Source organism: Arthrobacter saudimassiliensis (assembly GCF_059090665.1).
This window is the reverse complement of record NZ_JBNHFX010000003.1, coordinates 252,357-275,676: the sequence shown is the minus strand read 5'-3', so window position 1 is coordinate 275,676 and position 23,320 is coordinate 252,357. Positions and strand designations below refer to the sequence as shown.

The window sequence follows — 23,320 nt, the reverse complement described above, 5'->3', positions numbered from 1 at the left end:
TTGGATGACATGACCGCTGTTTCTCCGTCCTGGACCGTCCGCGTCCTGGCACCGGGCAAGATCAACGCCTCGCTGCTGGTCGGCCCGCCCCGGACGGACGGCTACCACACCGTCGCCAGCGTGTATCTGGCCGTGTCCCTCTATGAGGAGGTTCTCGCCGGGCCGTCCGAGGCACCGGGGATCACGCTGACCATGTCCTCCGGCGGCGACGGCCTGGGGGTCTCCGTGGACGGGCTTCCGCTGGGCCCTGACAACCTGGCGGTCCGTGCCGCCAAGCTGGTCGCCGCGCAGCTGGACCGCCCGGTGCCCGGCGTCCGCCTGCACATCGTGAAGCGCGTACCCGTCGCCGGCGGGATGGGCGGCGGCTCGGCCGACGCCGCCGCCGCGCTGCTGGCCTGCAACCTGTTCTGGAACGCCGGCCTCGACGACGCGGACCTCGCCGCCCTCGCCGCCCGGCTGGGTGCCGACGTGCCGTTCGCCCTGGCCGGCGCGGCCGCCGTCGGCCTCGGCGTGGGGGACCGGCTCACCGAGGTGCCGGTGGCAGGCACCTTCCACTGGGTCCTCGCCGCGGCTGACGACGGCCTGTCCACTCCGGAGGTGTACCGGACCCTGGACCGCCTGCGGGAAGCGGACGCCGCGTCCGTCCCCGAGCCGACGGCGGCGGATCCGGCCGTCCTCGCAGCGCTGGCAGGCGGGGATGCCCGCGCGCTGGCCGCGGCACTGCGCAACGACATGCAGCCCGCCGCGCTCGCCCTGGCCCCCGGGCTGGCCGCCACGCTCGACGCCGGGGTCCAGGCCGGCGCCCTGGCCGCCATGGTCTCCGGCTCCGGGCCCACCGTGGCCTTCCTTGCGGCCGACGCCGCGGCCGCGTCCGCACTGGAACGCGGCCTGCGGGACCAGGGGCACCAGGCGCTCGCGGTGACCGGCCCAGCCCGGGGCGCACACGCCGTCGGGCACCAGGGCGTCCCGGCCGGGACCATCCCGCAACAGACCGTTCCGCACCAGGGCGCTGATGCGCCCGCCGACCCCTCTTCCGGAAAGTAGCGTCCATTGGCACACCTGCTTGGAGCCGAAAACCTCAGCATCTCCTTCGGCACCCGCACCATCCTCGACGAGGTTTCCCTCGGCATCGACGAGGGCGACCGGATCGGCATGGTCGGCCGCAACGGCGACGGCAAGTCCACGCTCATGCGGCTGCTCGCCGAACGGCAGAGCCCCGACGCCGGCCGGGTCACCCGACGCCGTGACGTCACCGTCGGCTACCTGGACCAGTCCGACGTCCTGGACGGCTCGCTCACCGTGGGCGAGGCCGTCGTCGGCGACCGCCCCGAACACGAGTGGGCCTCCGACCCGCGGATCCGCGACGTCATGGGCGGACTGATCAGTGAGGTGGACTGGCACGCCACCGTTTCCTCGCTCTCCGGCGGCCAGAAGCGCCGGGTGGCGCTGGCGAAGCTGCTGGTCCGCGAGGACGACGTGGTGATGCTCGACGAGCCGACCAACCACCTCGACGTGGAAGGGGTGGCCTGGCTGGCCGGGCACCTGAAGCAGCGCTGGCGCGCCACCGAAGGCGGGCTGCTGGTGGTCACCCACGACCGCTGGTTCCTCGACGAGGTCTGCACCCGGACCTGGGAAGTGCACGACGCCGTCGTCGACGGGTTCGACGGCGGCTACGCGGCCTACGTCCTGGCCCGCGCCGAACGGGACCGGATGGCCGCCGTGGTCGAGAACAAGCGCCAGCAGCTGGTGAAGAAGGAGCTGGCCTGGCTGCGCCGCGGCGCCCCGGCGCGCACCTCCAAGCCCAAGTTCCGCATCGAGGCCGCCAACGCCCTGATCGCCGACGTGCCGGATCCCCGCGACACGCTGTCCCTGAACAAGATGGCCACCGCCCGGCTGGGCAAGGACGTGCTGGACCTGGAGGACGTGTCGCTGGAACTTGGCGGCAACGTGCTGTTCAAGGACATCACCCTGCGCCTGGCGCCGGGGGAGCGGCTGGGCCTGGTGGGCGTCAACGGCGCCGGCAAGACCACGCTGCTGCGGCTGCTGAACGGCGACATCGCCCCCACCTCCGGCAGGTTCAAACGCGGCAAGACGGTGCAGACCGCCGTCCTCACCCAGGACGTCCGCGAGCTCGCGGACGTGGAGGACCTGCGGGTCATCGAGGTCATTGAGAAGGAGAAGCGGGTCTTCAGCGTCGGCGGCCGGGAGCTGTCGGCGGGGCAGCTGGTCGAGCAGCTGGGCTTCAGCAACCAGCGCCAGTGGACGCCCGTGAAGGAACTCTCCGGCGGAGAGCGGCGGCGCCTGCAGCTGCTGCGGCTGCTGGTCGGGGAGCCGAACGTGCTGATGCTCGATGAGCCCACCAACGACCTGGACACCGACACCCTGGCCGCCGTCGAGGACGTCCTGGACGGCTGGCCGGGCACCCTGGTGGTCGTCTCGCACGACCGCTACCTGCTTGAACGGGTGACCGACCACCAGATGGCGCTGCTCGGCGACGGGCACCTGCGCGGGCTGCCCGGCGGCGTGGACCAATACCTGCAGCTGCGGAAGGCGGCGGAAGGAAGCGGGCAGGCGGCCGCCTCGGTGCTGGGAGCGGCCGGCCCGGCGTCGGGCACTTCCGCAGCCGACGACGGCGGCTCAGGCGCAAGCGAGGCGGAGAAGCGTGCCGCCCGCAAGGAGCTCACCCGGATCGAGCGCCAGCTGACCCGGCTGGCGCAGCAGTCCGACAAGCTGAAGGCGCAGATGGCCGAGGTCACCGAGGCCTCCGGCGGTGCGGACTTTGAGAAGCTCGGTGAGCTGAACACCAAGCTGCAGGCCGTCGCAGCCGAGCAGGAGGAGCTGGAAATGCAGTGGCTTGAGGCGTCCGAGGTGCTGGAGTAACGGGGGGTCAGAATCTCCGGGAACCGGCCAGCCAGGAGTTCCGCAGGTCCGTGGCGTAGGTGATGATCCCGGAGAACCCCTTGTCGCCGGCACTGATGTACTGGAGGTTCCCGTTTCGTTTGACGGAAAGCAGGCCCCGGCGGTCCCTGTAATGCCCTGACACCGAGGCCAACGCAGTCGTGTCACTCCAACCCCCGGCGGCGACCAGCTCAAGTAGCCCTTGGAAAGCGCCTTTGCCGTTGGAAGACTGAAAATAGAGCTTGGCTCCTGAGCGGACGACCAGTCCCTGCCTGCCGGTGCCCCTCATGTCGAGCATGGCGATCTCCCGGCCTTTCCACCCGCTGGCCAGGACATGCCCCGCTCCGATGGTTCCGTTGGCGCCCACCGGATGACGCCGCACCTGTCCCTCGGCGTTGATCCCGATGACCGTCGGGTAGATGCCCTCGGTCCACTTCCCGACTGCAATCTTCCTGCCCGCCCACCCCGAAGCCACCTTGACCGGCGCATCGAATCCACCGTTGGCCCTGCCCCGGCTGAGCTCGAGGGTTCCGTTGCTCCGCTGGATGAGGATGTCGGTCAGGCCGTCGCCGTTCCAATCGGTCAGGTGGAAACTCTGGATGGTCTTCGGATTCCACCCGGCTCCGCGCGGGACGGCGTTCCCGTATCCGCCCGCTCCGTTGGACGGCGCCACCATCAGTTCCCCGGCGGCGTTTATGGTGACGAGGTCGGACATCGAGGTTATGGTCTGGTTTGCCCCGGCATGCAGTTCCGCAATGTGGTTGCCCTCGTAGGAAGCAAAGATCCTGCCGTCAGGCATGACGGCGATCTGCGTGCCGAACCCGGCGCTCCCAAGGACGGAGTGCGTGCGTTGCCTGACGTCGATGAGCGTGACAATGCTCCCGGAACTATGGACGATTTTGGAGCTTCCCGGCAGCGGAAGGGCGCGGGCGCTCTGATAGGCAGGCCTGGCGGTCCGGCTCCGCATGAACAGCGTCCGGCGGAGCCGGCCATTGCCGGGGTCCAGGGCCAGCAGCCCGTTGATCGTGGCGACATACAGGACTCCGTCCATCAGGATCGGCGAGTACAGATCCCGGTGTCCGGACTGATAGGAGACCCAGAGCACCTTGTCCGTCCGGGCGTTGTAGGCGAAAACGCAGGCATCGCCCGGATGGTCTTCCGCACCGTAGCCGGCTCGGCAGGATGTGGTGCCATAGGCGATGTCGCCGTAACCGGCCAGCCCTACGATTGACTGTTGGGGAATGAAACCGTTCATCACTTTCCCCAGCTGGTTCGTGACCGGGTCGATGAGGGCCAGCGCACCGCCCCGCAAACCGTATTCGGGGACGGTGCCGGTCAGGACCTTTCCGCCGGCGGCTGCCCAAGCGAAGGGCCTGGACTGCATGTGCTGCCTGCGCAGAGTGGCGATAAGGGTGAAGGCGGCGTTTCCCGCGCCGGTTCTGCTCCGGTCGAATGAAAACAGCTTTGCCGACCCGTATGAGCCGATGTAGAGGCGGTTCCTGTCGTACTGCATCAGGTGTTCGATCTGGGAAACACCGGCGGTCGGCGAGGATTGCCAGCGGGCATCCGTCCCGGGATCGAGGGATGCCAGTCCGTCACCCTGATAGCCGCCGAAGTAGAGCAGCCCGTGATCCGAGCCGATCAGGGACTGGACCGCCAGCGAACCCTTGAGCACGTCGGGCCGGACCCGGCGGGTTTCCTTGCGGGCCTTGACCGAGTATTCGGCGGCTACAGGCTCTCCCGCCTGGGTTCCGGCGAGGAAAATGCTGTCGCCGGCTACCAGGAGAGTCCGGACGTCGGCCAGGTTCGTCGGGCACAGGACGGTTTCGGCCATTGTGGCAGTGTCGGTCCTGATCAGCTGGGAGCGTGCCACGTTCCAGACGGAGGTGCCCCCGGCCGACGCAAACGCCCGCGCTGCAGACTTCAGCTCACCCGCCCACTTCGAGCTGACCGGGTTGTAGATGTAGCAGCGCACCACATTCGTGCTGTCCTCGGCGAAGACGAAAAGCTTGTCCCCGCCCACAATGATGCGGTGGACAAAGCCGGTCGGTACCGGATCCGGGAGTTTGATGACGGTTCGCTGTTCAGGTCTCCCGACGGGAAACGAGACCATGTCGGGATCCTGTGAACCGGTTCCCGCGAAAACCCTGTCCTTCCAGACTGCAAGTGCCCTCACGTAGTCGCTTCGGGAATTCAGGGCCGAATAGGAAGTGAACTTCCCGGTCCGGGGATCGTAGTTCCACGTGATTCCGTCAGGATAGGAGCCTCCCCATACCCGTCCCGCAGAGTCGAGGTGAAGCCCGTAGAGCGCTGTGGCCGATGGAGCGGCCTGCCCCAGGGATGCCAGCCTTCGGGCGGCGAATGACCAGGCCAGAAGCTTTCCGCCGCTCCCGGCATAAACGGTCCGGGTCGAGGGATCCCAGGCCAGCGTGGGCCCCAGCTTCTCCCCGGTGGGGGTCGTCGATCCAAACTCCCGCTTGCCGGTCCTGGCGTCCAGGACTTGGAACTGGTTGGTGCTTCCGGTGGTGGCGGTCACGAGTTTCGGCCCGTTGTCCGGTCCGGGTACAAGCAGCATGTCCAGGAATGACGAGGACCTGAAGACATCTCGGTAGATGCGCTTGATGCCGGCCCCGGGCGCCACTTTCCGAAGCCCGTCGGTGCCTGCCTGGGCCTCGACTGCTGTCGGCGGCGAGGCCGCCGCCGATGCCGAAAGCGGCGGCGCCCCGGCGGCGAGGACACCGCCGGTGGCTCCGATTGAAAGCGCTGTACGTCGGGAGAGGCTGTTTGGGTGATCCATGTTTCCCCCTGCATGCGGAGTGCCCGGGACGCGCGAAGATCTAGCACGGGGGGTTCCGGGGAAGAACAGGAAAGTGGAGCCGCATGCTCTCTGGAGAATTCCCGATCCCGGTGGATGCCGGTGGGTACCTGCGCCGTCAGGCTCAGCGGGAGGGCGGCTGCCGGGGTGCAGGGGACGCCGGCACAGGTGTACTACCAAACAGCCAGGTGTACGGTGCGGGTTGCCCGCCCGTAGTGAAGCAGTGGCCTGGCAGGGTCGACGCAGCCGGCCTGCGGCGACGATGCCTGCCCGCCGCCGGATCAGGGCAGGCGGACCTTGGCAACGGGGCGGGTTGCCCGGTCAGGAAGCGAGCAGCTGCGGCAGGATGTGGTCACGCAGCAGGGGAGACAGGTCCCCGCGCTTCGCCGCGGCTGCAGGCTGTACCCAGAGCAGCTCCTCGATCTCCGCGGCGGGCTCCGGCAGCGGTGACCCCGCCGGCAGCTCCATGGAGAACAGGCCTGCGTCAATGAAGGTGTCGGCCTCGTTGGCCGCCGGGCCGTACCACCGGCCCAGGTTCCCAAGGTCCGAAGGTGTGACCTCAAGTCCCAGTTCCTCGCCGACCTCGCGGGCGGCGGCCTCGGCAAACGACTCTCCCGGTTCCAGCTTGCCGCCGGGCTGCATGAAGCGGGAGGTGCCGCGCTTGCGGACCAGCAGGATCCGCCCGTCCTCGTCGCGGAGCAGGACAGCGGACAGGGTGAGGACAGCGGGCGACGACGCCGCGCCGGCCTGCCCGCCCGCATCGGCGGAGTCGGGGACTGAGGCGGAAACATCGGCGGCGGACTCTCCGGCGGCGGGCACGGACAGGGCCAGGCCCGGCTCCTTCTGCAGCCCGGTCATCCCGTACCACGCCAGGTTCACCACATGCGCCGCCACCGTCGCCTTGTCGGGCGATTTGGCGTCGAGCCACCACTGGCCGGTCATGGCGACCATGCCCACCAGCATCTGCGCGTACATGCCGCCCATGGACGGGCTGTAGCCGCGCCGGTCAAACTCATGGGCAAGAATGTGCTCCACCTGCACGGCAATCCGGGAGAGAAGACTGGAAAAGATGCCTTCCGGCTGCGACGGCGGGGCGTCCCGCATCAGAATCCGGAAACCGTCCGAATCCGTGTCGATGTAGTCCAGCAGCGCATAGGCCGCCCGTTCGAGCAGGATCCGCGGTCCTGCGGAGGCCGAAAGCGCCTCGGTGATGAGCTCCAGCACGCGCTGGAACTCGGTCTCCACCACCTCCGTGTACAGGCCTTCCTTGGAGCCGAAGTGTTCGTAGACCACCGGCTTCGAGACCCCTGCGGCGGCGGCGATTTCCTCGATCGTCGCGCCGTCCGGTCCGCGCAGGGCGAACTGGGCGCGAGCCACCCGCATCAGCTGCACGCGACGCTGCGCTCCGGTCATGCGCAGGCGGGCGCTGCCTGCGGAAGTTCTTGCCACCCCCACAGTCTAAGGGCACCTGCCGGGCAGGGCCCCAAGTCGCGGGCGGTCGCGCGGACGTGGCAGACTTAGGAGCGGTGCGGGCCGCGCGCGGGCCGCATGATCCGCCCTGGTGTAACGGCAGCACCCCGGCCTTTGGAGCCGTGGAGTATAGGTTCGAATCCTATGGGCGGAACGGCAGGTTCTGTCCCCGAACGACATAACAGCGCGGGGCATAGGCGGCAGAAAACCCCGGCAGCAGCAGACAAAGGAGCGACCCCTTCGTGACGAGCCCGGAAGTGCATACCCCCGGAGTCCACCCCGCACCACCATCCGCAGCCCCCGCAGCTGTCATCGTGCTGGCCGCGGGCGCCGGGACGCGGATGAAGTCCCGCACCCCCAAGATCCTGCACCCGGTCGGCGGTACGCCCATGATCGGGCACGCCGTCGCGGCCGCCGAGGCGCTTTCACCCCGGGAACTCGCCGTGGTCGTCCGCCACGAGCGGGACCTCGTCGCCCCCGCGGTCAGCGCCCTGTCGCCCGCCGTGCGGATCGTCGACCAGGACGAGGTGCCCGGCACCGGGCGGGCCGTCCAGGTGGCCCTGGAGGCGCTCGACGCCGCGGCTCCGCTGGAAGGCACCGTGGTCGTCACCTACGGCGACGTGCCGCTGCTCGAGGCCGGAACCCTGCGCCGCCTCGTCGAGGAGCACCAGGCCGGCGGCAACGCCGTTACCGTCCTGACAGCCGTCGTTCCTGACCCGGCCGGATACGGCCGCATCATCCGCGGTGCCGACGGATCCGTGGAGCGCATTGTCGAGCACAAGGACGCCGACGACGCCCAGCGCGCCGTCACCGAGGTCAACTCCGGCATCTACGCCTTCGACGCGGACGTGCTGCGCCGTGCGCTGGCCCGCGTCACCACCGACAACGCCCAGGGCGAGATGTACCTGACCGACGTCCTGGGCCTGGCCCGGGCCGACGGCGGCCGCGTCGCCGCCTGCACCGTGACCGACTACTGGCAGGTCGAGGGCGCCAACGACCGCGCCCAGCTCGCGGCCCTCGGCGCCGAGCACAACCGCCGCAACCTGCGCCGCTGGATGCTGGCCGGCGTCACGATCGTTGACCCGGCCACCACCTGGATCGACGCCGCCGTCGAGCTGGCGGAGGATGTCACCGTCCTGCCGGGCACCCAGCTGCATGGACGCACCGTCATTGCCCGCGACGCCGTCATCGGCCCGGATACCACGCTCACCGACGTGGTCGTCGGCGAAGGCGCCAAAGTGGTGCGCACCCACGGCTCCTCGGCGCACATCGGCGCACGGGCCGACGTCGGCCCCTTCGCCTTCCTCCGCCCCGGCACCGTACTGGGGGAGAAGGGCAAAATCGGTACGTTCGTCGAAACCAAGAACGCCAACATCGGGGCCGGCTCGAAGGTCCCGCATCTGTCCTACGTCGGCGACGCCACCATCGGTGAGCGCTCCAACATCGGTGCCGCGTCTGTTTTCGTCAACTACGACGGTGTGAACAAGCACCACACGGTGATCGGCTCCGATGTCCGGATGGGCTCCGACAATATGTACGTGGCCCCGGTGACCGTGGGCGACGGCGCCTACTCCGGAGCGGGCACCGTGATCCGCAAGGATGTCCCCGCCGGCGCACTGGCCATCAACGTGGCCCCGCAGCGCAACCTGGACGGCTGGGTTGGGGCCAACCGTCCCGGAACCGCCGCCGCCGAGGCCGCGGCCCGGGCGCAAGCTTCCTCTCCCGCAACCGAACCCTCCACGCAAGAAAGCGAATCCAAATGAGCAGCGAAATCACCTCCCAGGGTGAAAAGAAGCTTGTCCTGGCCACCGGCCGGGCCCACCCGGAGCTGGCGGAGGAAATCGCCCGCTGCCTGGATACGGACCTGCTGCCGCTCGCGGCCTACGACTTCGCCAACGGTGAGATCTACGTCCGCCCGGGAGAGAGCGTCCGCGGGACCGACGCGTTCGTGATCCAGTCCCACCCGGCGCCGCTGAACAACTGGCTGATGGAGCAGCTCATCACCATTGATGCGCTGAAGCGGGCCTCCGCCCAGCGCATCACGGTGGTCTCCCCGTTCTACCCGTATGCCCGGCAGGACAAGAAGGGCCGCGGCCGTGAGCCCATCAGCGCCCGCCTGGTCGCCGACCTGTACAAGACCGCCGGCGCCGACCGGCTGATGAGCGTGGACCTGCACACCGCGCAGATCCAGGGCTTCTTCGACGGCCCCGTCGACCATCTGATGGCCATCCCGCTGCTGGCCGACTACATCCGCACCCGGGTGGATGTCGCCAACGTCACCGTGGTTTCCCCGGATACCGGACGCGTCCGGGTCGCCGAGCAGTGGGCCGAGCGCCTGGGCGGAGCACCCCTGGCGTTCGTGCACAAGAGCCGGGACCTCACCGTGCCGAACCAGGCTGTCTCCAAGCAGGTCGTGGGCCAGGTCGAGGGCCGGACCTGTGTGCTGATCGACGACATGATCGACACCGGCGGCACCATCGCGGGTGCCGTGCGGGTGCTGAAGGAAGCCGGCGCGAAGGACGTCATCATCGCGGCCACGCACGCCGTGTTCTCCGACCCCGCCGCCCGCACGCTGGCCGAGTCCGGCGCCCGGGAAGTGGTGGTCACCAACACGCTGCCCATCCCGGCGGCCAAGCGCTTCGATCAGCTCACCGTGCTGTCCATCGCGCCGCTGATCGCCCGGGCCATCCGCGAGGTCTTTGAAGACGGGTCCGTGACCAGCCTCTTCGACGGCAAGGCGTAGCCCGTCCGCTCCGGAGGGCGCCGTGAGGTCCTCCGGAGCCGGCGGCGAAGGGCGGTGTCCTGATGATCATCGGGACACCGCCCTCTGCTGTAGTATGGATGGCGATGCCTAGGCGAGGGAGCCGTCCGCACTGCGGACGGACTCCGTTATCGACGGTGGCCGGATCTCCACAGCTGTACCTGCGCTGCAGGTCGTGGCGCTCCGCGGTCCCCGCCCGGGCGACCCGGAACACCCACCATCAGGAGAACCCCATGTCCGAGCAGAAGCTCGCCGCCACCGCCCGCACCGAATTCGGCAAGGGCGCAGCCCGCAAGGCCCGCGTCGCCGGCAAGATCCCCGCCGTCATCTACGGTCACGGCGCCGACGTCATGCACATCCTGCTGCCGGCCCGCGAGACCACCCTCGCCGTCCGCACCCCCAACGCCCTGCTGTCCATCGACGTCGACGGCGAGGCCCACCTGGCCCTGGCCAAGGACATCCAGCGCGACCCGATCAAGCAGATCATCGAGCACATCGACCTGCTGACCGTCCGCAAGGGCGAAAAGGTCGAGGTCGAGGTCGCCGTGCACCTCGACGGTGAGCCCGCCCCCGGCGTGGTCGTGACCCAGGAGGCCGTCACCATGCTGCTCTCCGCCGACGCCACCAACCTCCCCGAGGTCGTCACCGTATCCATCGAAGGCCGCGGCGCGGGCGAGCACGTCTACGCCTCCGACGTCCAGCTGCCGGCCGGCGTCGAGCTGATCCTCGACCCCGAGACCATGGTCGCCAACCTCTCCCTCCCGGCCGCAGCCGCCGCCAACGAGACCCCCGAGGGTGACGTTGTCGCCGAGAACGCCGAGTAACCTCACCGCGTGAACAGCAATACCTGGCTCGTAGCCGGGCTCGGAAACCCCGGGCCCGGCTACGCGCGCAACCGCCACAATGTCGGCCAGATGGTCCTGGACGAGCTGGCCGGGCGAATGGGCGGCAGCTTCAAGACCCACAAGGCCCGCGCCTCGGTGCTCGAAGGACGGCTCTTCCCGGGCGGGCCCAGGCTGGTCCTGGCCAAACCGTCCACCTACATGAACCTCTCCGGCGGCCCGGTCTCGGCACTCGCCCGGTTCTACGACATTCCGGTGGAACAGGTCATCGCCGTCCACGACGAAATCGACATCCCGTTTGCCGCCCTGCGGCTCAAGCGCGGCGGCGGCGAAGGCGGTCACAACGGCCTGCGCGACATCAGCAAGGCCCTGGGCACCAAGGACTATCTGCGCGTCCGCGTGGGCGTGGGACGCCCGCCGGGGCGAATGGACACCGCGGACTACGTGCTCAAGGATTTCGGCACCGTCGAGTCCCGCGAACTGCCCTTCCTGATCTCGGATGCGGCCGACGCCGTTGACCTGCTGATCCGCGAAGGCCTCACCGCCGCCCAGCAGAAGGTCCACGCCCAGTCGCCCGGAGGCTGATCCCCGGGGCCGGTCCCGTCCCGTCCCTTCCCGGCGGCCGGCGGACCTCGCACCGCGCGCCGGGCGGCTGCCGACAGGGACCCGCGTGAACGGGTATGCCGCCAACAATTTCGGGTAGTTCTCCCGTGCACCTGTTCCCCCCGGGACCCGTTGTTGTGCCCCGGGCACCGTCCTACCATTTAAGAAGCCCCACAAGGTTCAGCACCACGGGCTCCGAAGACGGGGCCGGCGCCGGGAGGCCTCCGAGACTGGGCCACCCCCATCCCGGCGTCGGTCCCTTTTCGTTGCCCTGGCCCGGTCCGGTTTTTCCGGCACCGGCGCGGAGCAGCCGCGGTGCCCTGCAGGGCCCGAACGGCGGATTCCGGCTCGTCCCCCCGGCCACATTTTTTGGTGGACGGCTTGCGGGCCAGCGCGTACTCTCAACCCAGCGGCGCTTCCGCAGCCAGCTGGAAGCCCCGCTGCGGCGAGCCGCACAGGGGGATAGATATGGAAATCGGATCCGAGCCGGGCGCTGCCCAGCTCATCGGGCGGGCTGAGGAGTATCGGGAGCTCATTGACGCCGTGGCCGGCGGCAGGCTGGGCGCCGTCGTGGTCGGTGCTTCCGGGGTGGGCAAGACAGTCCTGGTCCGGGCGGCGTGCAATGAGCTGGCCGACCGCTACTGCTATTTCCACCTCCGTGGCAGCATCGTTTCGGCCAAGACACCCTTCGGCGCCCTGGGCTGGCTGCTCAGCGAGCTGCCCGAAGGGCAGGGCCTGAGTCCCGTGCTCCTGTTGCCGCGGCTGCATGCCCATCTGACGCGCCGTGCCGGAGGACGGACTCCGCTGCTCGTGGTCGACAATGCCGATCTGCTTGACCGATCCTCGGTGTCGGTCATCAGCCAGCTGGTGCGTGCCTTCGGCATTCCGATGCTGGCCACCGCGGAGGGCATGACGGGGCAACTGGCCGAGTTCACTTCCTTATGGTCTGACGGGCTGCTGGCCCGGATCGACCTGGAACCGCTGACCCGGGGGCAGACCGCGCAGCTGATGGAGCAGCTGCTGGAGGGGCGGGTATCGGCCCGGGCATCGGCCAGCATGTGGAGCGAGTCAGGCGGGAACCCGCACTACGTCACCCTGCTGACCCGTGAGCAGCGGGACGCCGGCACTTTGGTGCGCCGTGACGGAACATGGGTGCTCGCCGCCCCGTACGTACACACAGGCGAGATCGCGGAGCTTATGGCCGCACGCCTGCGCCGCATGACCCCGGGGGAACGCAAGCTGGTGGAAGTCCTCGCGCTTATGGTCGTCCTGCCCCTGGACACCGTGCTGCGGTTGGTGCCGGGCGAGGCCGTTGAGGCAATGGAGGAACGGCGGACCATAGAGATCACCGCGACCCAGGCACCTGTGGTGCGCATCAGCATTGCCGCCTCCGGCGCCCTGGTGGCTGCCGCGGTTCCCGCAGGGCGCAGCCGCGAACTATGGGAGGAAGTGTCCGCACTTGTCAGCCCGGAAGAGCTTGAACCCGCTGCCGTAGCCGCCTACGCCGCCTGGACCCTGCGCTGCGGCAGCCCCCTGGAGCCGGCCCTGGCCCTGGCGGCGGCGCGGCTGGAGAACGCTTCGGGCAATCCCGCGGCCGCGCTGCGGTATGTCCGCTGCGTCCAGCCTGCCGCGCGGACCAGGGACACGGTGGTGGAGGAGGTCGAGGCGCTCACCCAGATGGGCAGGATCGTCGAAGCCTCCAACGCCCTGGCCGGGTATCTTTCCCGTCCCGAACCACAGGACCCGGCGGACCGGGACTGCCCCAGCAGCCGGCTTGACCTGGTGCTTCTGCAGGTCCGCCTGGAGCTGGCCACCGGCGACCCCGCACGTGCAGCCGCCATCCTGGAATCAGCTGCCACGGATCTGGACAGCGATGACGCCGTCAGGCCCGCCGGAGACCCTTCCTGGCACTCTGCCGCGGCGGACCGGACCCGGATCGAACTGGCCCGTGCGTCCCTTGCGTTGGATACCGGGGCCGGCCGCGACGCCGACCCGGCGCAGCTGGAGGTCCTCGCGAAGGACAACAGCAACGCCCTGCCGGCCCGTGCAACGGCATTCGCCCTCCGCGGAGCAATCCTCGCCTCCCAGGGTGACGCCACCGGGGCCATGGCGGCCGTGGCCGCCGGCCAGGCGCTGCTGAGCGACCGGATGCCGGCCGCCGGTCAGGACGAGGTTTACCGGCGTCTGTTCGAGGCGTGCGTGCTCAGCGGAGATCTCCGTGCCGCCGCCGAGCTGTCGTGGGACCGGCTCGCGCTGCCCCCGCAACCGGCCACGTTCCGCGGCAGTGCCGGGGAGATGGCCCGCGGCCTGGCGGCGGTGCTCGGCGGGCGGGCCGACGACGCCGTGGATCTGCTGGCCGCCGCCGTCAGCCAGCTGCGCCACCGGGATCCGGACAACCAGCTGCCGCTGGCACAGGCGGGCCTGGCCTGTGCCCACGCCCAACAGGGCAACGTTCCGCGTGCCCGGGCCCTCGCCGGCGAGGTCGCGGCCTCCAAATACCACCGGGGCTGGCTGATGGAGCAGCTGCATCTTCTGCTTCTGCTGCAGGTGGAGCTCGCCGGCACGGAAGAACCGGTAACCGACCAGCTGCTGGCTGCTGCCCGTCACGCCCGTGAGCGCGGGCAGCCCGCCATGGCCCTCCTGCAGCTGGCCGCGGCCGCCGGGTCCGGGCGCGGCGACGTGCTGCAGGAAATCGTCGTCGTCGCCGCGGAGGCGACCGGCCCGTGGGCAGCGGCGCTGGCGGGCTACGCCTCAGGCCGGCTCAGCGGCAACGCGGCGGACCTCATGGCCTCCGCCCGGTCCGCGCTGGAGCTGCATCAGTACCTGCTGGCCCTTCACGCCGCCCGGGCGGCCGGGCACGCGGCGGCCGGCCCCCGCAGCCTCACCGCGCAGGAGGCGCGGAGCCTCGAAAGCGCGGCTCACCGGGCCCTGCGGCACAGCAACCGGATGGAGCACCGTCTGGCCCGTCTTACCGACTTTGAACGGAACCTGGCCCGCCGGGCGGCAGGCGCCCTGAGCCGGCAGGAGATCAGCGCTGACCTGAACCTGTCACCCCGCACCGTGGACTGGCACCTCGGCAAGCTCTTCGCGAAGCTGGGTGTTTCAGGCCGGGCTGAGCTGCGCGAACAAATGGATCCGGGGGCTGGAGGACAGGATGGTTGAGGGTGCGGCCGCGGGACGGCTGGTTGGGCGGGAGCGGGAACTCGCCGCGTTGGCCGGGGAACTGACGCGGCCGGGCAGCAGGGGAGCCCTCATCGTGGGTGAAGGGGGCGTGGGCAAGACTGCGCTCTCCAATGCCCTGCTGGCACAGCTGGAGGGCAGACTCTCGATCTTCCGTGTCCACGCCTCATCGGCGCTGACCAACATCCCCTACGGGGCCCTGGCACCGCTGCTCCCGACGCTGGCGGATTCCGATGCGGACTCGCCGCTTGGCGTGATGCGCGCCCTGCTGGAGCAGCTGGACCTCGACCGCGAGGCACTGGACGCCCTGCCCCGCACCCTGGTGGTGGTGGACGACGCCCACCTCCTTGACGAGCCCGGCGCAGACCTCCTGTCCCAGCTCGCCTCCTCCGGACGGATCCGCCTGCTCCTGCTGGCACGGTCCATCCAGCAGCTGCCGGCCGGACTGCCTGCCCAGGTCTGGGACGGACTGCTGGCGCGTTTCAGGCTGCAGCCGCTGACACCACACCAGGTCCACGAGGTCTGCGAACGCGTTCTGGGCGGCCCCCTCCTGTACACGAGCGGGATCGAGCTCGCCGCCCTCAGCGGCGGCAACCCGATGTTTGTACTGGCCCTGGTCGAGGAAGGGCAACGGGCAGGGGGACTGCGGAACCACAACGGGGTGTGGCTGATGGAGCAGCGGACGCTGCCGTCCGAGGGGCGGCTCGGAGACCTGCTGCGGGCCCAGCTGGCAGGATTGACGCCGCTGGAACGGGAAGCCTTCGAGCTGGTCGTCCTGGCGGAGCCGCTTCCGCTGACCGCAGCGTTCCGGATGGGCCTGCACCGGGCGGTCGACGTGCTGGTGGAAGCCGAGCTGGTCACCTTGACGGAGGACAATCCCCGGCTCCTGTGCCCGCGCTATCCGCTGCACGCCGAGGTGGTCAGGCGAATGGTGCCGGCGGCACGCAGCACGCGGCTGCGCAGGGGGCTGCTGGCGGCGGCTCCTGAAACGGCCACAGGGAGGCAGCAGACACTGCGGCAGGTCTCGTGGGCTCTTGACTGCGGCGAAGAGGTCGCGCCGGCCCAGCTGCTGCGGGCTGCGCGTCTCGCCAACAACGGATTCCAACCCGATCTGGCTGCGCGGGCGGCTGCCGGGATCGACGACCCGGCCCTGCTGATTCCGGCGCGCGTTGAGAAGGCTCGGGCGAGCCTGCAGGAGGGAGAGACAACCCGGGCGTTGGAGCTGCTCCGGGACGCCGTCGAACAGGCGCCTGACCACCTGACCCTGCGCAACGCGGTCATCGCCGAGGGGACCATACGGCTGCCCGGACAGGAATCCTCCAGCCAACTGGCGGAGCTGTCCGGCCGCTGGGCGGCGGCGATCGACCGGCTGGAACCGGACAGCAGGCGGTCCGATACAGCCTCCGCCCGGCGCGGCGCCAAGCTGCTCGACTGCCTGGCCCGGCTGGACGCCCCCGCTGCGTCGGCCCTCGAGCCCGAGCTCGAGGTGCTGCTGGCAGAGGCGCGGACAGCCGGCGATTCCGAATCGGTGCTGGTCGCCCAGGCCATCCTGGCCGACCTGCATGTCCTGTCCGGGCGGTCGGAAACGGCGCTGCAGCCCGCCCGGGAGGCATTTCTCGCAGTGCAGGGAAACGACGGGCGCTTCCAGAGCTATTACCTGTTCATCCTTCACCGGTACCTTGCCGTACTGCTGTGGCTGGATCGATGGGAGGAACTGGAGGAGGTGCTGGAGCAGGACGGGACTCTCGCCCTGCGGGGCCAGCTGCAGCTTGGTGGGACCGCGGACTTTTGCCTGGCGGTGAGGTGCGCCCGGCAGGGAGACTCCGCCGGTGCCCTGAAACGGCTGCGCGTCGCTTTAGCCGGACTTCGGCGACGTGATCCGGAAGGGCTGCTGACGCTGGCGCTGGGATTCACGGCCATCCAGGCTGCCCAGCAGGAGGAGGCGGAGTGCGCGGCGGAGGTCGCCGCGCTGCTGGCTGCGGGGCCGCCGCGGGGGCCGCTGCAGTACAGGCTGATCTGCCGGGGGTATGTTGCGGCCGCACGGGCCTTATCAGCCGGCGACAGGGATCTTGCGGGCCTCCATGCCGCGGCGGATGAGGCCTCCGCGGCCGAACAGACCGCGGCCGAATTCGATTTGCGCAGCATGGCCGTCCGGTTGGGGGACCTGTCGAACATCGGGACCCTGCTGAAACTCGCGGAGGAATGCGAGGGCCCCCAGTCGGTGCAGATGCGCCGCTTCGCGCGTGCCGTGGTGGACCAGGACATCGACGAACTCCTCCGAATGGTCCCCGAGGATCACCCTCCGAGGCCGTTCACGGGAGTGGAACGGCAGTGTCTTGAGGAGGCGCTGCGGCTGGCCAGGCGCAGTGGAGACCGGACGCTCAGCCATCGGATCCAGCGAAGGATCGCCCGCGGAACACCGTCCCCACGGACAGGTGTTTCCTCCACCCTGACCCGGCGGGAACGTGACGTCGCTTCCCTGGCGGCCCAGGGATTCCGGAATGCGGAGATCGCAGCCCGCCTTCTCCTGTCCGTTCGGACGGTGGAGGGGCATATCTACCGCACCTTCGAGAAGCTGGGGATCAGCCGGCGGGAGGACCTGCGGGAGGCCCTCGACCGGCTGGAGAGCGGAACCGGGGCGCGGCGGAGCTGACCGCAGGTCGGCACGCCATACATCCATTCATTGGCCGGGCCGTTTGCGGTGGAGGCAGGCGGGTATTCGCTCCTATCGATCACAGTAATTCCGGCACCTGACTAGGGGTGCTACTTGCCGCGCCCCCGCCCAAGAGCAGTAGGGCTACTGGAGCCGCCGCACCGGTCGCCGCTGTACATTTCCATCGGTGCCTGGGGGCGCCTGAGCGGTGATGGTCTCTTGAATCAAGGAACGCAATGTCCTATACGCGCCGGGTCACCGGGCAGCCCGCCAAGACCAGCTGATGAATACGCAATCCCTCCTGTCGCGCGCGCCGGGCCCGGCAGGCGGCTGGCAGCAGCGCCCCGGGGCGACGGGGCTGATCGACCGTGTGGAAGCCACCGCGCACACTGCACGTGCCCTCGACGTCGGTGGAGCGGTCCTGCTGGGACCGCCCGGCATCGGAAAGACCGCCGTGATGCGTGCGGTGGCGGAACAGGCGGCCGGCTCCTGCTTCGTCTGGGTGCGGGGCAGCGAAACCTCGGCCCGCACTCCATACGGCGCCCTGGCCTGGCTGCTGTCGGATCTGCCACGCGATACCGTCGACAGCCCCGTCCTCGTACTGCGTGGTCTGAAAGAGCTCCTGACGGCACGGGCGGCCGGCCGCCGGCCGGTCCTCGTGCTTGATAACGCCGACCGGCTTGACGACCTGGCGGTCATGGTTGCCACCCAGCTGTGCCGGCAGGGAGTGGTCGCACTCCTGGTGGCCGCGCCGGATCTTTCCGCCTGCGCACCCGAACTCGCCCGGCTTTGGTCCGACGGGCTGCTGCAGCGCATTGACCTCGGCCCGCTGAGCCGCACCGCGCTGGGAACCCTCATGCACCGGGTTGCCGGTGCGCCGCCCACCGCCGAGGCGCTGGAGAACGTCTGGCGGCACACGGGCGGGAATCCGCTGGCCGCGGAACTCACCACGCGCGACCAGCTGGAGGCCGGCAGGTTCCGGCTCCGGGCCGGCTACTGCGCCGTGGCCGGTCGGCTCTCCCTCGCCGGCGAGCTGGCTGAACGCGTGGAAGTCGGGCTGCGTCGGCTCACTGCCGCCCAGCGCGATGCACTGGATCTGCTGGCATTGTGCTCAGAGCTTCCGGTCCCGCTGTTTGCGGCACTCGCCGGGCCTGACACCGTCGACGGCTTGGAGGAGCTTGGACTGCTGGCCGTCAGGACCGGCGGAACGGTGACCGCCAGGCTGCGGTCGGCGACGGCCGCAAAGGTCCTGCCGGCCGTGGTACCGCTGGGCCGCCGGCTGGACCTGCTTCAGACCTACGGGCGCCGCCTCAATCTGTCCCAGGCATCTGACGCTGCTTGTTTGGCGGCGGGCCAGTGGCTGGCCTCCTGCGGGCAGACCCTGACGGGAAAGGAGCTCGTGCGTGCCCTGCGCGGCGGCCGCCGTCAAGGCGATTACGCGGCGGTGGAACTGATGGCCGACGCGGCCGGCACAATGCTCCATCCGCGGGCCGCGATCGAGCTGGCTGCGGCGCGGCTGCAGTACCGCCCGGAGCGCGCGCTGGAAGTGCTCGTCCCCGACAACAGCTCACCTGAGCGGACCTGCCTCGAGCTCATCCATGTCCTGGCGGCCGCGGTGCAGGCGAACTCGGATACCGGTCCCCTTTCAGCCCGGGAGACTGAGGACGCCCGCGACTGCTCTGAGCAAGCCAGGAGGCAGGTGGAGACGGAGCTCGTTGCACGCCTTGAGGCCCTGGACAGCCGTGACGGCTCAGCGCGCCGTTCAGCCCTGGACGGCGTCCTGCAGCCGGCCAGGCTTGAGGTACTGCACCGCCTGGGACGCTGGGAACCCGCCCCCTCCGGGCTGGCGGGATCGACCGCGGACACCGCCGCGTTCCGGGACCGGCTTGCCGCGGGTGCAGCGGCGGCCCGCAGCCTGGCGGTTCAGGGCGCGGCCGACGAGGCGGCAGCCCTGGCCGAGCATCTTCTGGGTGAAATCGGCAGCGCGGTGGCGGAGGATGCAGACCTGATGGACTTGGAAGCGGCCTTCCTTGAGCTTCAGCTCGTCCTGCTGCTGGCAGGCCGGCCCGCCGTCGTCCTGCGGATCTGCCGGCAGGCAGCCTGCCGCGGCCCGGGCGAGCCCTTTCACCCCGGCAGCGCCCTCTGGGAGGTCCCGGCCGGGCTGGCGCATCTGCTCGCCGGCCGGGCGGACGCCGCGGGAAGGGTGCTGGAGCCCGCGCTTGCCCAGCTCGCGACCATGGACCGTCATGGACTGTACCCATTGGCCGCGGCGGGTGCAGGAGCGGCGCGCGTCGAAGACGCGTCCGGCAACGGACTGCCGGCATGGCCCCGTCCGGGGGCTGAACGCCGCCGTGCCCGCTCACCCGTCCTGGCCGCAGTCCTGACCGAGCACTTCGGTACGGCGGCCGGTCGGGGGCCGGCCGCCGCGCCCCGCCTGCACCGGCTGGGGCTGCGCAACCTTGCGGCCGGCAACGTAGGAGCGGCCCTGTTGAACCTCTCCGCCGCCGTCGTTGATGGCCGAACAGCAGCCGTGGATGACCTGGCGAGGGCTGCGCGATCGGCAAAGGGCCAGGCCGGGAACCTCTACGATGCACTCAGCGACGGGCTCTCGCGCAACGACGCGCAGGCCCTGGCCCAGGTCGCCCGCACGGCGCTGGCCGCCGGGCAGGCACGACTGGCCTACTTTGCCGCCTCCGCAGCGCAGCAGGCGGCGTCGGCCAGCGGCGAGAAGCGGCTCTCCCGGACCCTCCGGCAGCTGGAGAACCAGGCTTACCGCCTGCTCGCGGACGCCAACCGGGTTGAAGAGGGAATTAAACGGCTGCCCGACTTTGACCGGACGCTGTTGCTCCGGGCGGCGGAAGGCGAATCAAGTTCGGTTCTGGGCCGCGATTTGCACCTGTCGCCCCGGACCGTGGACTGGCATCTGGGCCGGATGTTCCGGACCCTTCGCGTCTCGGGCCGGGGGGAGCTGCGGGAGATTCTCTCGCAGGCGGGTTCCAGCGAGTGGGTGGTGCCTTCCACCGTCCCCTGACCCAGGTAGCCAACCACGCGTTCGTACCGGCGGAACCGGGGCTGCGAGTAGCGATCCGAGTAGCACATTGCGTCCTTCGGAGGACGGGGCTAAGTAATCGAAGGCCCAGGGCTGGTGTCTCCTACTCACGACGACACTTCTTGTTCTTTTTTACTCTCCAGTCACTTGCTGCTCCGGCTCAGTGGGGACGGCAGGCAGCTCAGCCGACATCGAAGAGAATAGACGGGTCTCGACGTGCAGCTTTCCCACCACAACTCTCCGTATCCTCCGGGACCGGCGGCAGGAGCAGCCGGCTCCTCCCGCGGCACCGGCTACCTCCCTTCGGGCGGCACCTCGGCTGCCGCCCCGCCGCCCCGGAGAGACGAACCTCCGGCGGAGGCCCTCGTCCTCGACGGTCGTTCCTGGATTCTTGACCGCATCGATCTCGCACTGCAGTCAGGGCCGGGCCGCGGCTGCCTGTTGGTGGGGGGCCCCGGCATCGGGAAAACCTCGCTGATGCAGCAGGTGCTCCGACGCCGCGAAGACCACTATGTCGTCCAGGTGCGGGGTTCGGAGTTCGCCGGCCGCTCGGCGTTCGGCGCCCTGACCTTCCTGCTCTCGGACCTTGACCCCCAGGCCTCCGCGCACCCCGTGCTGATCCTGCGGGGACTGAGCAACCTTATCCGTGAGCGGGCCGACGGCCGCCCAGTCCTGCTGGCAGTGGACAACGCCGAAGACCTGGACGAATTCTCCGCCATGGTCCTTAACCAGCTGGTGCTGGGCAAAGCGGCAGCCATGGTGGCGGCCTTCCGCGACCTGAACCGCGCCCCTGGGGAATTCATGGGGCTGTGGCGCGAAGGACTGATGGACCGGATCGACGTGCCGGCCCTCGACGCAGCTGACGCCGCTGCCCTGGTCCGGGCGCACCTGGGCGGGCCGGTCACGCAGACCGCCGTGCAGCGCCTGCGCACCGTCAGCGGAAGCAACCCGCTGCTGCTTGGTCTTGCCTGCGCCGATTACCGCGAAGGCGGTTGGCTCCGCCGGGATCAGGGCACCTGGGTCTTCCATCCCACCGGGCCGGAACCGCTGTCCCGTATGGCGGAAGCGGTCTTTGACACCGTCGGAGAGATGGCGGACGACGAGCGCGACCTGCTGCACGCCGTCGCGCTCGCCGGGCTCCTGCGGCTTGGCGACGCTGAACGTTTCACCCGATCCGAGGCAGTCGACCGGCTGCAGGAACGCGGCCTGCTTGTCCTGGACCCGGCACCCGTCGCGGGGCTGCGGATCGCTGCCCCGGTACTCGCCGGCGCAGCGCTGGCCACCGTCAACAAGACGGAGCGACGCCGCCTGCGCCGCGAGCTGGGAGACGCCCGGGGAGAGCCGCTCTCCGAGGCGCGCTGGCGCCTGAGCATCGACGAGCCGCTGGATGCCGCAGACGCGGCACCTGCGGCGGCCGCTGCCCTGGAGTCCGGCGACCCCGCCGCGGCGGCGGCCCTGATTCCTGTTGCGGTTGAGTGGAAAGACCATCCTGAATCGCTGCTCATGGTTGCCGGCGCGAGGATCGACCTCGGCGACTTTGCGGGCGCGGCACAGGTCCTGCAGCTTGCCGACGGCGTCAACGCCTCGGACGGCACGGCCGTCAGGCTGATCCTGGCGCGCTGTCGGCTGCTGTGCATGGCCTCCACCGGCGCGGCCGACAGCGGACGCCTGGCCGGATGGGGTGAGGACCATGTCCGGGGGCACAAGCTTCTCCTGGACCAGGCGGCAGGCATGGCCGGAGCAGCAGGCGTATCGGAAACGGCTCCGGGCCTGGCCCGGGAGGTGCTGCTGGCCCGTGCAACCTGCAACTCGGCCCACGGGCGCTTCGCTGAGAACATCAACCTGCTGTCGGACCTCACTGAAGCCTACGACCCGGGGTTCCGCCTTGCCTCGGGATCACTGCTGGTGGAGGCGCTGGGGCTGACCGACCGCCAGGCCGATGCGTTTGAGCGTGCCCGCGAGGTGGAACAGATGCTTCCGCACCGCAGCTGCGCAGTCGGTGCCCGCATCGCCGCTGCGGAGCGGCTGCTCACCACCTATGTGGCCGCCGGTGCCCTGGACGCGGCACAGCGGCTGTTGGAGCTGGCAGCAGCTCACGGATTGTCCTCGCCGCTGCTCACCGACCTGGGGGAGGGCCTGCGGCTGGCGTGCGCCGGCTCGCCGGAAGATGCCCTGGCCGCGCTGGAACCGGGGCTGGCCCAGGTCCTGTCCACCGGCCCGGTCTGGCTGATACCGCCGGCGGCGGCTGCAGCGGCTTACAGCTTCGCTCTCCTCGGCGACGCCGACCAGGCCAGGCGGTGCCTGCAGCTTCGGGACCGCGGGCGCGACGGCGGGCCCTGGGTGATCCGCCGGACGGCCCGGCACTTCGCTGCTCTTGCCGATGCGGCACTGGGAGCTGAACGGGCGGTGGACCGGCTGCGGAACCTCGCCGATCAGGACGGGCGGCGCGGGGCAGCGGCGTTCGAGATGCTCTCGCGTTTCACCGGGCTGCGGCTGGGGGACCACGAAGCTGTGGAGCAGGTCCTGGGAACCTCCGCCCGGCTGCAGGGAGACTTCGCCCGGTCCTGTGAAACCTATGCCAAGGCGCTGGCGGCGTTCGATGTGCAGCTGCTGCTGGAAGCGGGCCAGATGGGAGCAGCCTGCGGCCACGCCCTGTTGGCCCGCGAAGCCTCCGAACGTGCCCTGGCCATGGCGACGGGGTCCGGAGACCGGGCCACCGTGAGGCTGATCCATCAGGCCAGGCGCACCGGGAACGGCCAGGCGGATCCCGCGGAATTCGCGAGCGAGCTGCTGGACGCGCTGACCCAGCGGGAACGGACGATTGCCGTGCGGGCCGCGGGCGGTGCAAGCAACAAGGCAATCGCTGAGGAACTGGGCATTTCGGTACGGACCGTGGAGGGGCACCTTTACCAGGTGTACTCGAAACTGCACGTCGCCAGCAGGCGGGAACTCGCCCGGCTGCTCTCGGAACGCAGCGGAGCGGTGAAGTGACTGCGGCGGTGCAGGGCTCGTCCCGGGCGGCGGAAGCACGGTCACGCGAGGTCGAGGA

The 23,320-nt window shown here is 70.0% G+C and carries 12 protein-coding genes and 1 tRNA gene; 11 read left to right on the top strand and 2 right to left on the bottom strand.

Annotated features, from left to right (window positions below; translation table 11 throughout):
• Positions 1-9: 9 nt before the first annotated feature.
• A complete protein-coding gene (locus AC5RV6_RS12475; RefSeq protein ID WP_494007649.1) occupies positions 10-1,044 on the top strand; it encodes a 4-(cytidine 5'-diphospho)-2-C-methyl-D-erythritol kinase in 1,035 nt (344 codons plus the stop codon).
• Positions 1,045-1,050: 6 nt separating this feature from the next.
• Positions 1,051-2,880: an ABC-F family ATP-binding cassette domain-containing protein gene (locus AC5RV6_RS12470; RefSeq protein WP_494007648.1), complete on the top strand. Its 1,830-nt coding sequence runs from the start codon at positions 1,051-1,053 to the stop codon at positions 2,878-2,880.
• Positions 2,881-2,887: 7 nt separating this feature from the next.
• On the opposite strand, the gene AC5RV6_RS12465 is transcribed toward AC5RV6_RS12470, so the two are convergent.
• Together AC5RV6_RS12465 and AC5RV6_RS12460 are read right to left on the bottom strand one after the other, a co-directional pair.
• Positions 2,888-5,011, bottom strand: coding sequence for an FG-GAP repeat domain-containing protein (locus AC5RV6_RS12465; protein WP_494007647.1), 2,124 nt, complete (start codon positions 5,009-5,011; stop codon positions 2,888-2,890).
• 1,023 nt (positions 5,012-6,034) lie between these two features.
• Positions 6,035-7,162, bottom strand: a complete 1,128-nt coding sequence (locus tag AC5RV6_RS12460; protein WP_494007646.1) for an NUDIX domain-containing protein — start codon at positions 7,160-7,162, stop codon at positions 6,035-6,037.
• 103 nt (positions 7,163-7,265) lie between these two features.
• On the opposite strand from AC5RV6_RS12460, the gene AC5RV6_RS12455 reads away from it, so the two are divergent.
• From AC5RV6_RS12455 to AC5RV6_RS12415, 9 genes are all read left to right on the top strand, one after another.
• Positions 7,266-7,337: transfer RNA gene (locus AC5RV6_RS12455), tRNA-Gln, on the top strand.
• A gap of 88 nt (positions 7,338-7,425) precedes the next feature.
• Positions 7,426-8,946, top strand: a complete 1,521-nt coding sequence (gene glmU, locus AC5RV6_RS12450; RefSeq protein WP_494007645.1) for a bifunctional UDP-N-acetylglucosamine diphosphorylase/glucosamine-1-phosphate N-acetyltransferase GlmU — start codon at positions 7,426-7,428, stop codon at positions 8,944-8,946.
• Positions 8,943-9,926: a ribose-phosphate diphosphokinase gene (locus AC5RV6_RS12445; protein ID WP_494007644.1), complete on the top strand. Its 984-nt coding sequence runs from the start codon at positions 8,943-8,945 to the stop codon at positions 9,924-9,926. Before glmU ends, AC5RV6_RS12445 begins: the two co-directional genes overlap by 4 nt.
• 251 nt (positions 9,927-10,177) lie before the next feature.
• Positions 10,178-10,768 (top strand): 50S ribosomal protein L25/general stress protein Ctc, encoded by a 591-nt coding sequence (locus tag AC5RV6_RS12440; RefSeq protein WP_494007643.1) that lies wholly within the window; start codon positions 10,178-10,180, stop codon positions 10,766-10,768.
• A gap of 9 nt (positions 10,769-10,777) precedes the next feature.
• Positions 10,778-11,371: an aminoacyl-tRNA hydrolase gene (pth, locus tag AC5RV6_RS12435; protein ID WP_494007642.1), complete on the top strand. Its 594-nt coding sequence runs from the start codon at positions 10,778-10,780 to the stop codon at positions 11,369-11,371.
• A gap of 486 nt (positions 11,372-11,857) precedes the next feature.
• Positions 11,858-14,551 (top strand): helix-turn-helix transcriptional regulator, encoded by a 2,694-nt coding sequence (locus AC5RV6_RS12430; RefSeq protein ID WP_494007641.1) that lies wholly within the window; start codon positions 11,858-11,860, stop codon positions 14,549-14,551.
• Positions 14,544-17,222, top strand: coding sequence for a helix-turn-helix transcriptional regulator (locus AC5RV6_RS12425; protein WP_494007640.1), 2,679 nt, complete (start codon positions 14,544-14,546; stop codon positions 17,220-17,222). The genes AC5RV6_RS12430 and AC5RV6_RS12425 overlap by 8 nt, the downstream gene beginning before the upstream one ends.
• A 283-nt stretch (positions 17,223-17,505) precedes the next feature.
• Entirely contained in the window at positions 17,506-20,253 is a 2,748-nt protein-coding gene (locus tag AC5RV6_RS12420) for an AAA family ATPase (RefSeq protein ID WP_494007639.1), read from the top strand.
• A gap of 234 nt (positions 20,254-20,487) precedes the next feature.
• Positions 20,488-23,262 carry a helix-turn-helix transcriptional regulator gene (locus tag AC5RV6_RS12415; protein ID WP_494007638.1) on the top strand — a complete coding sequence of 925 codons (2,775 nt, stop codon included), beginning with the start codon at positions 20,488-20,490 and terminating at the stop codon, positions 23,260-23,262.
• Positions 23,263-23,320 lie beyond the last annotated feature (58 nt).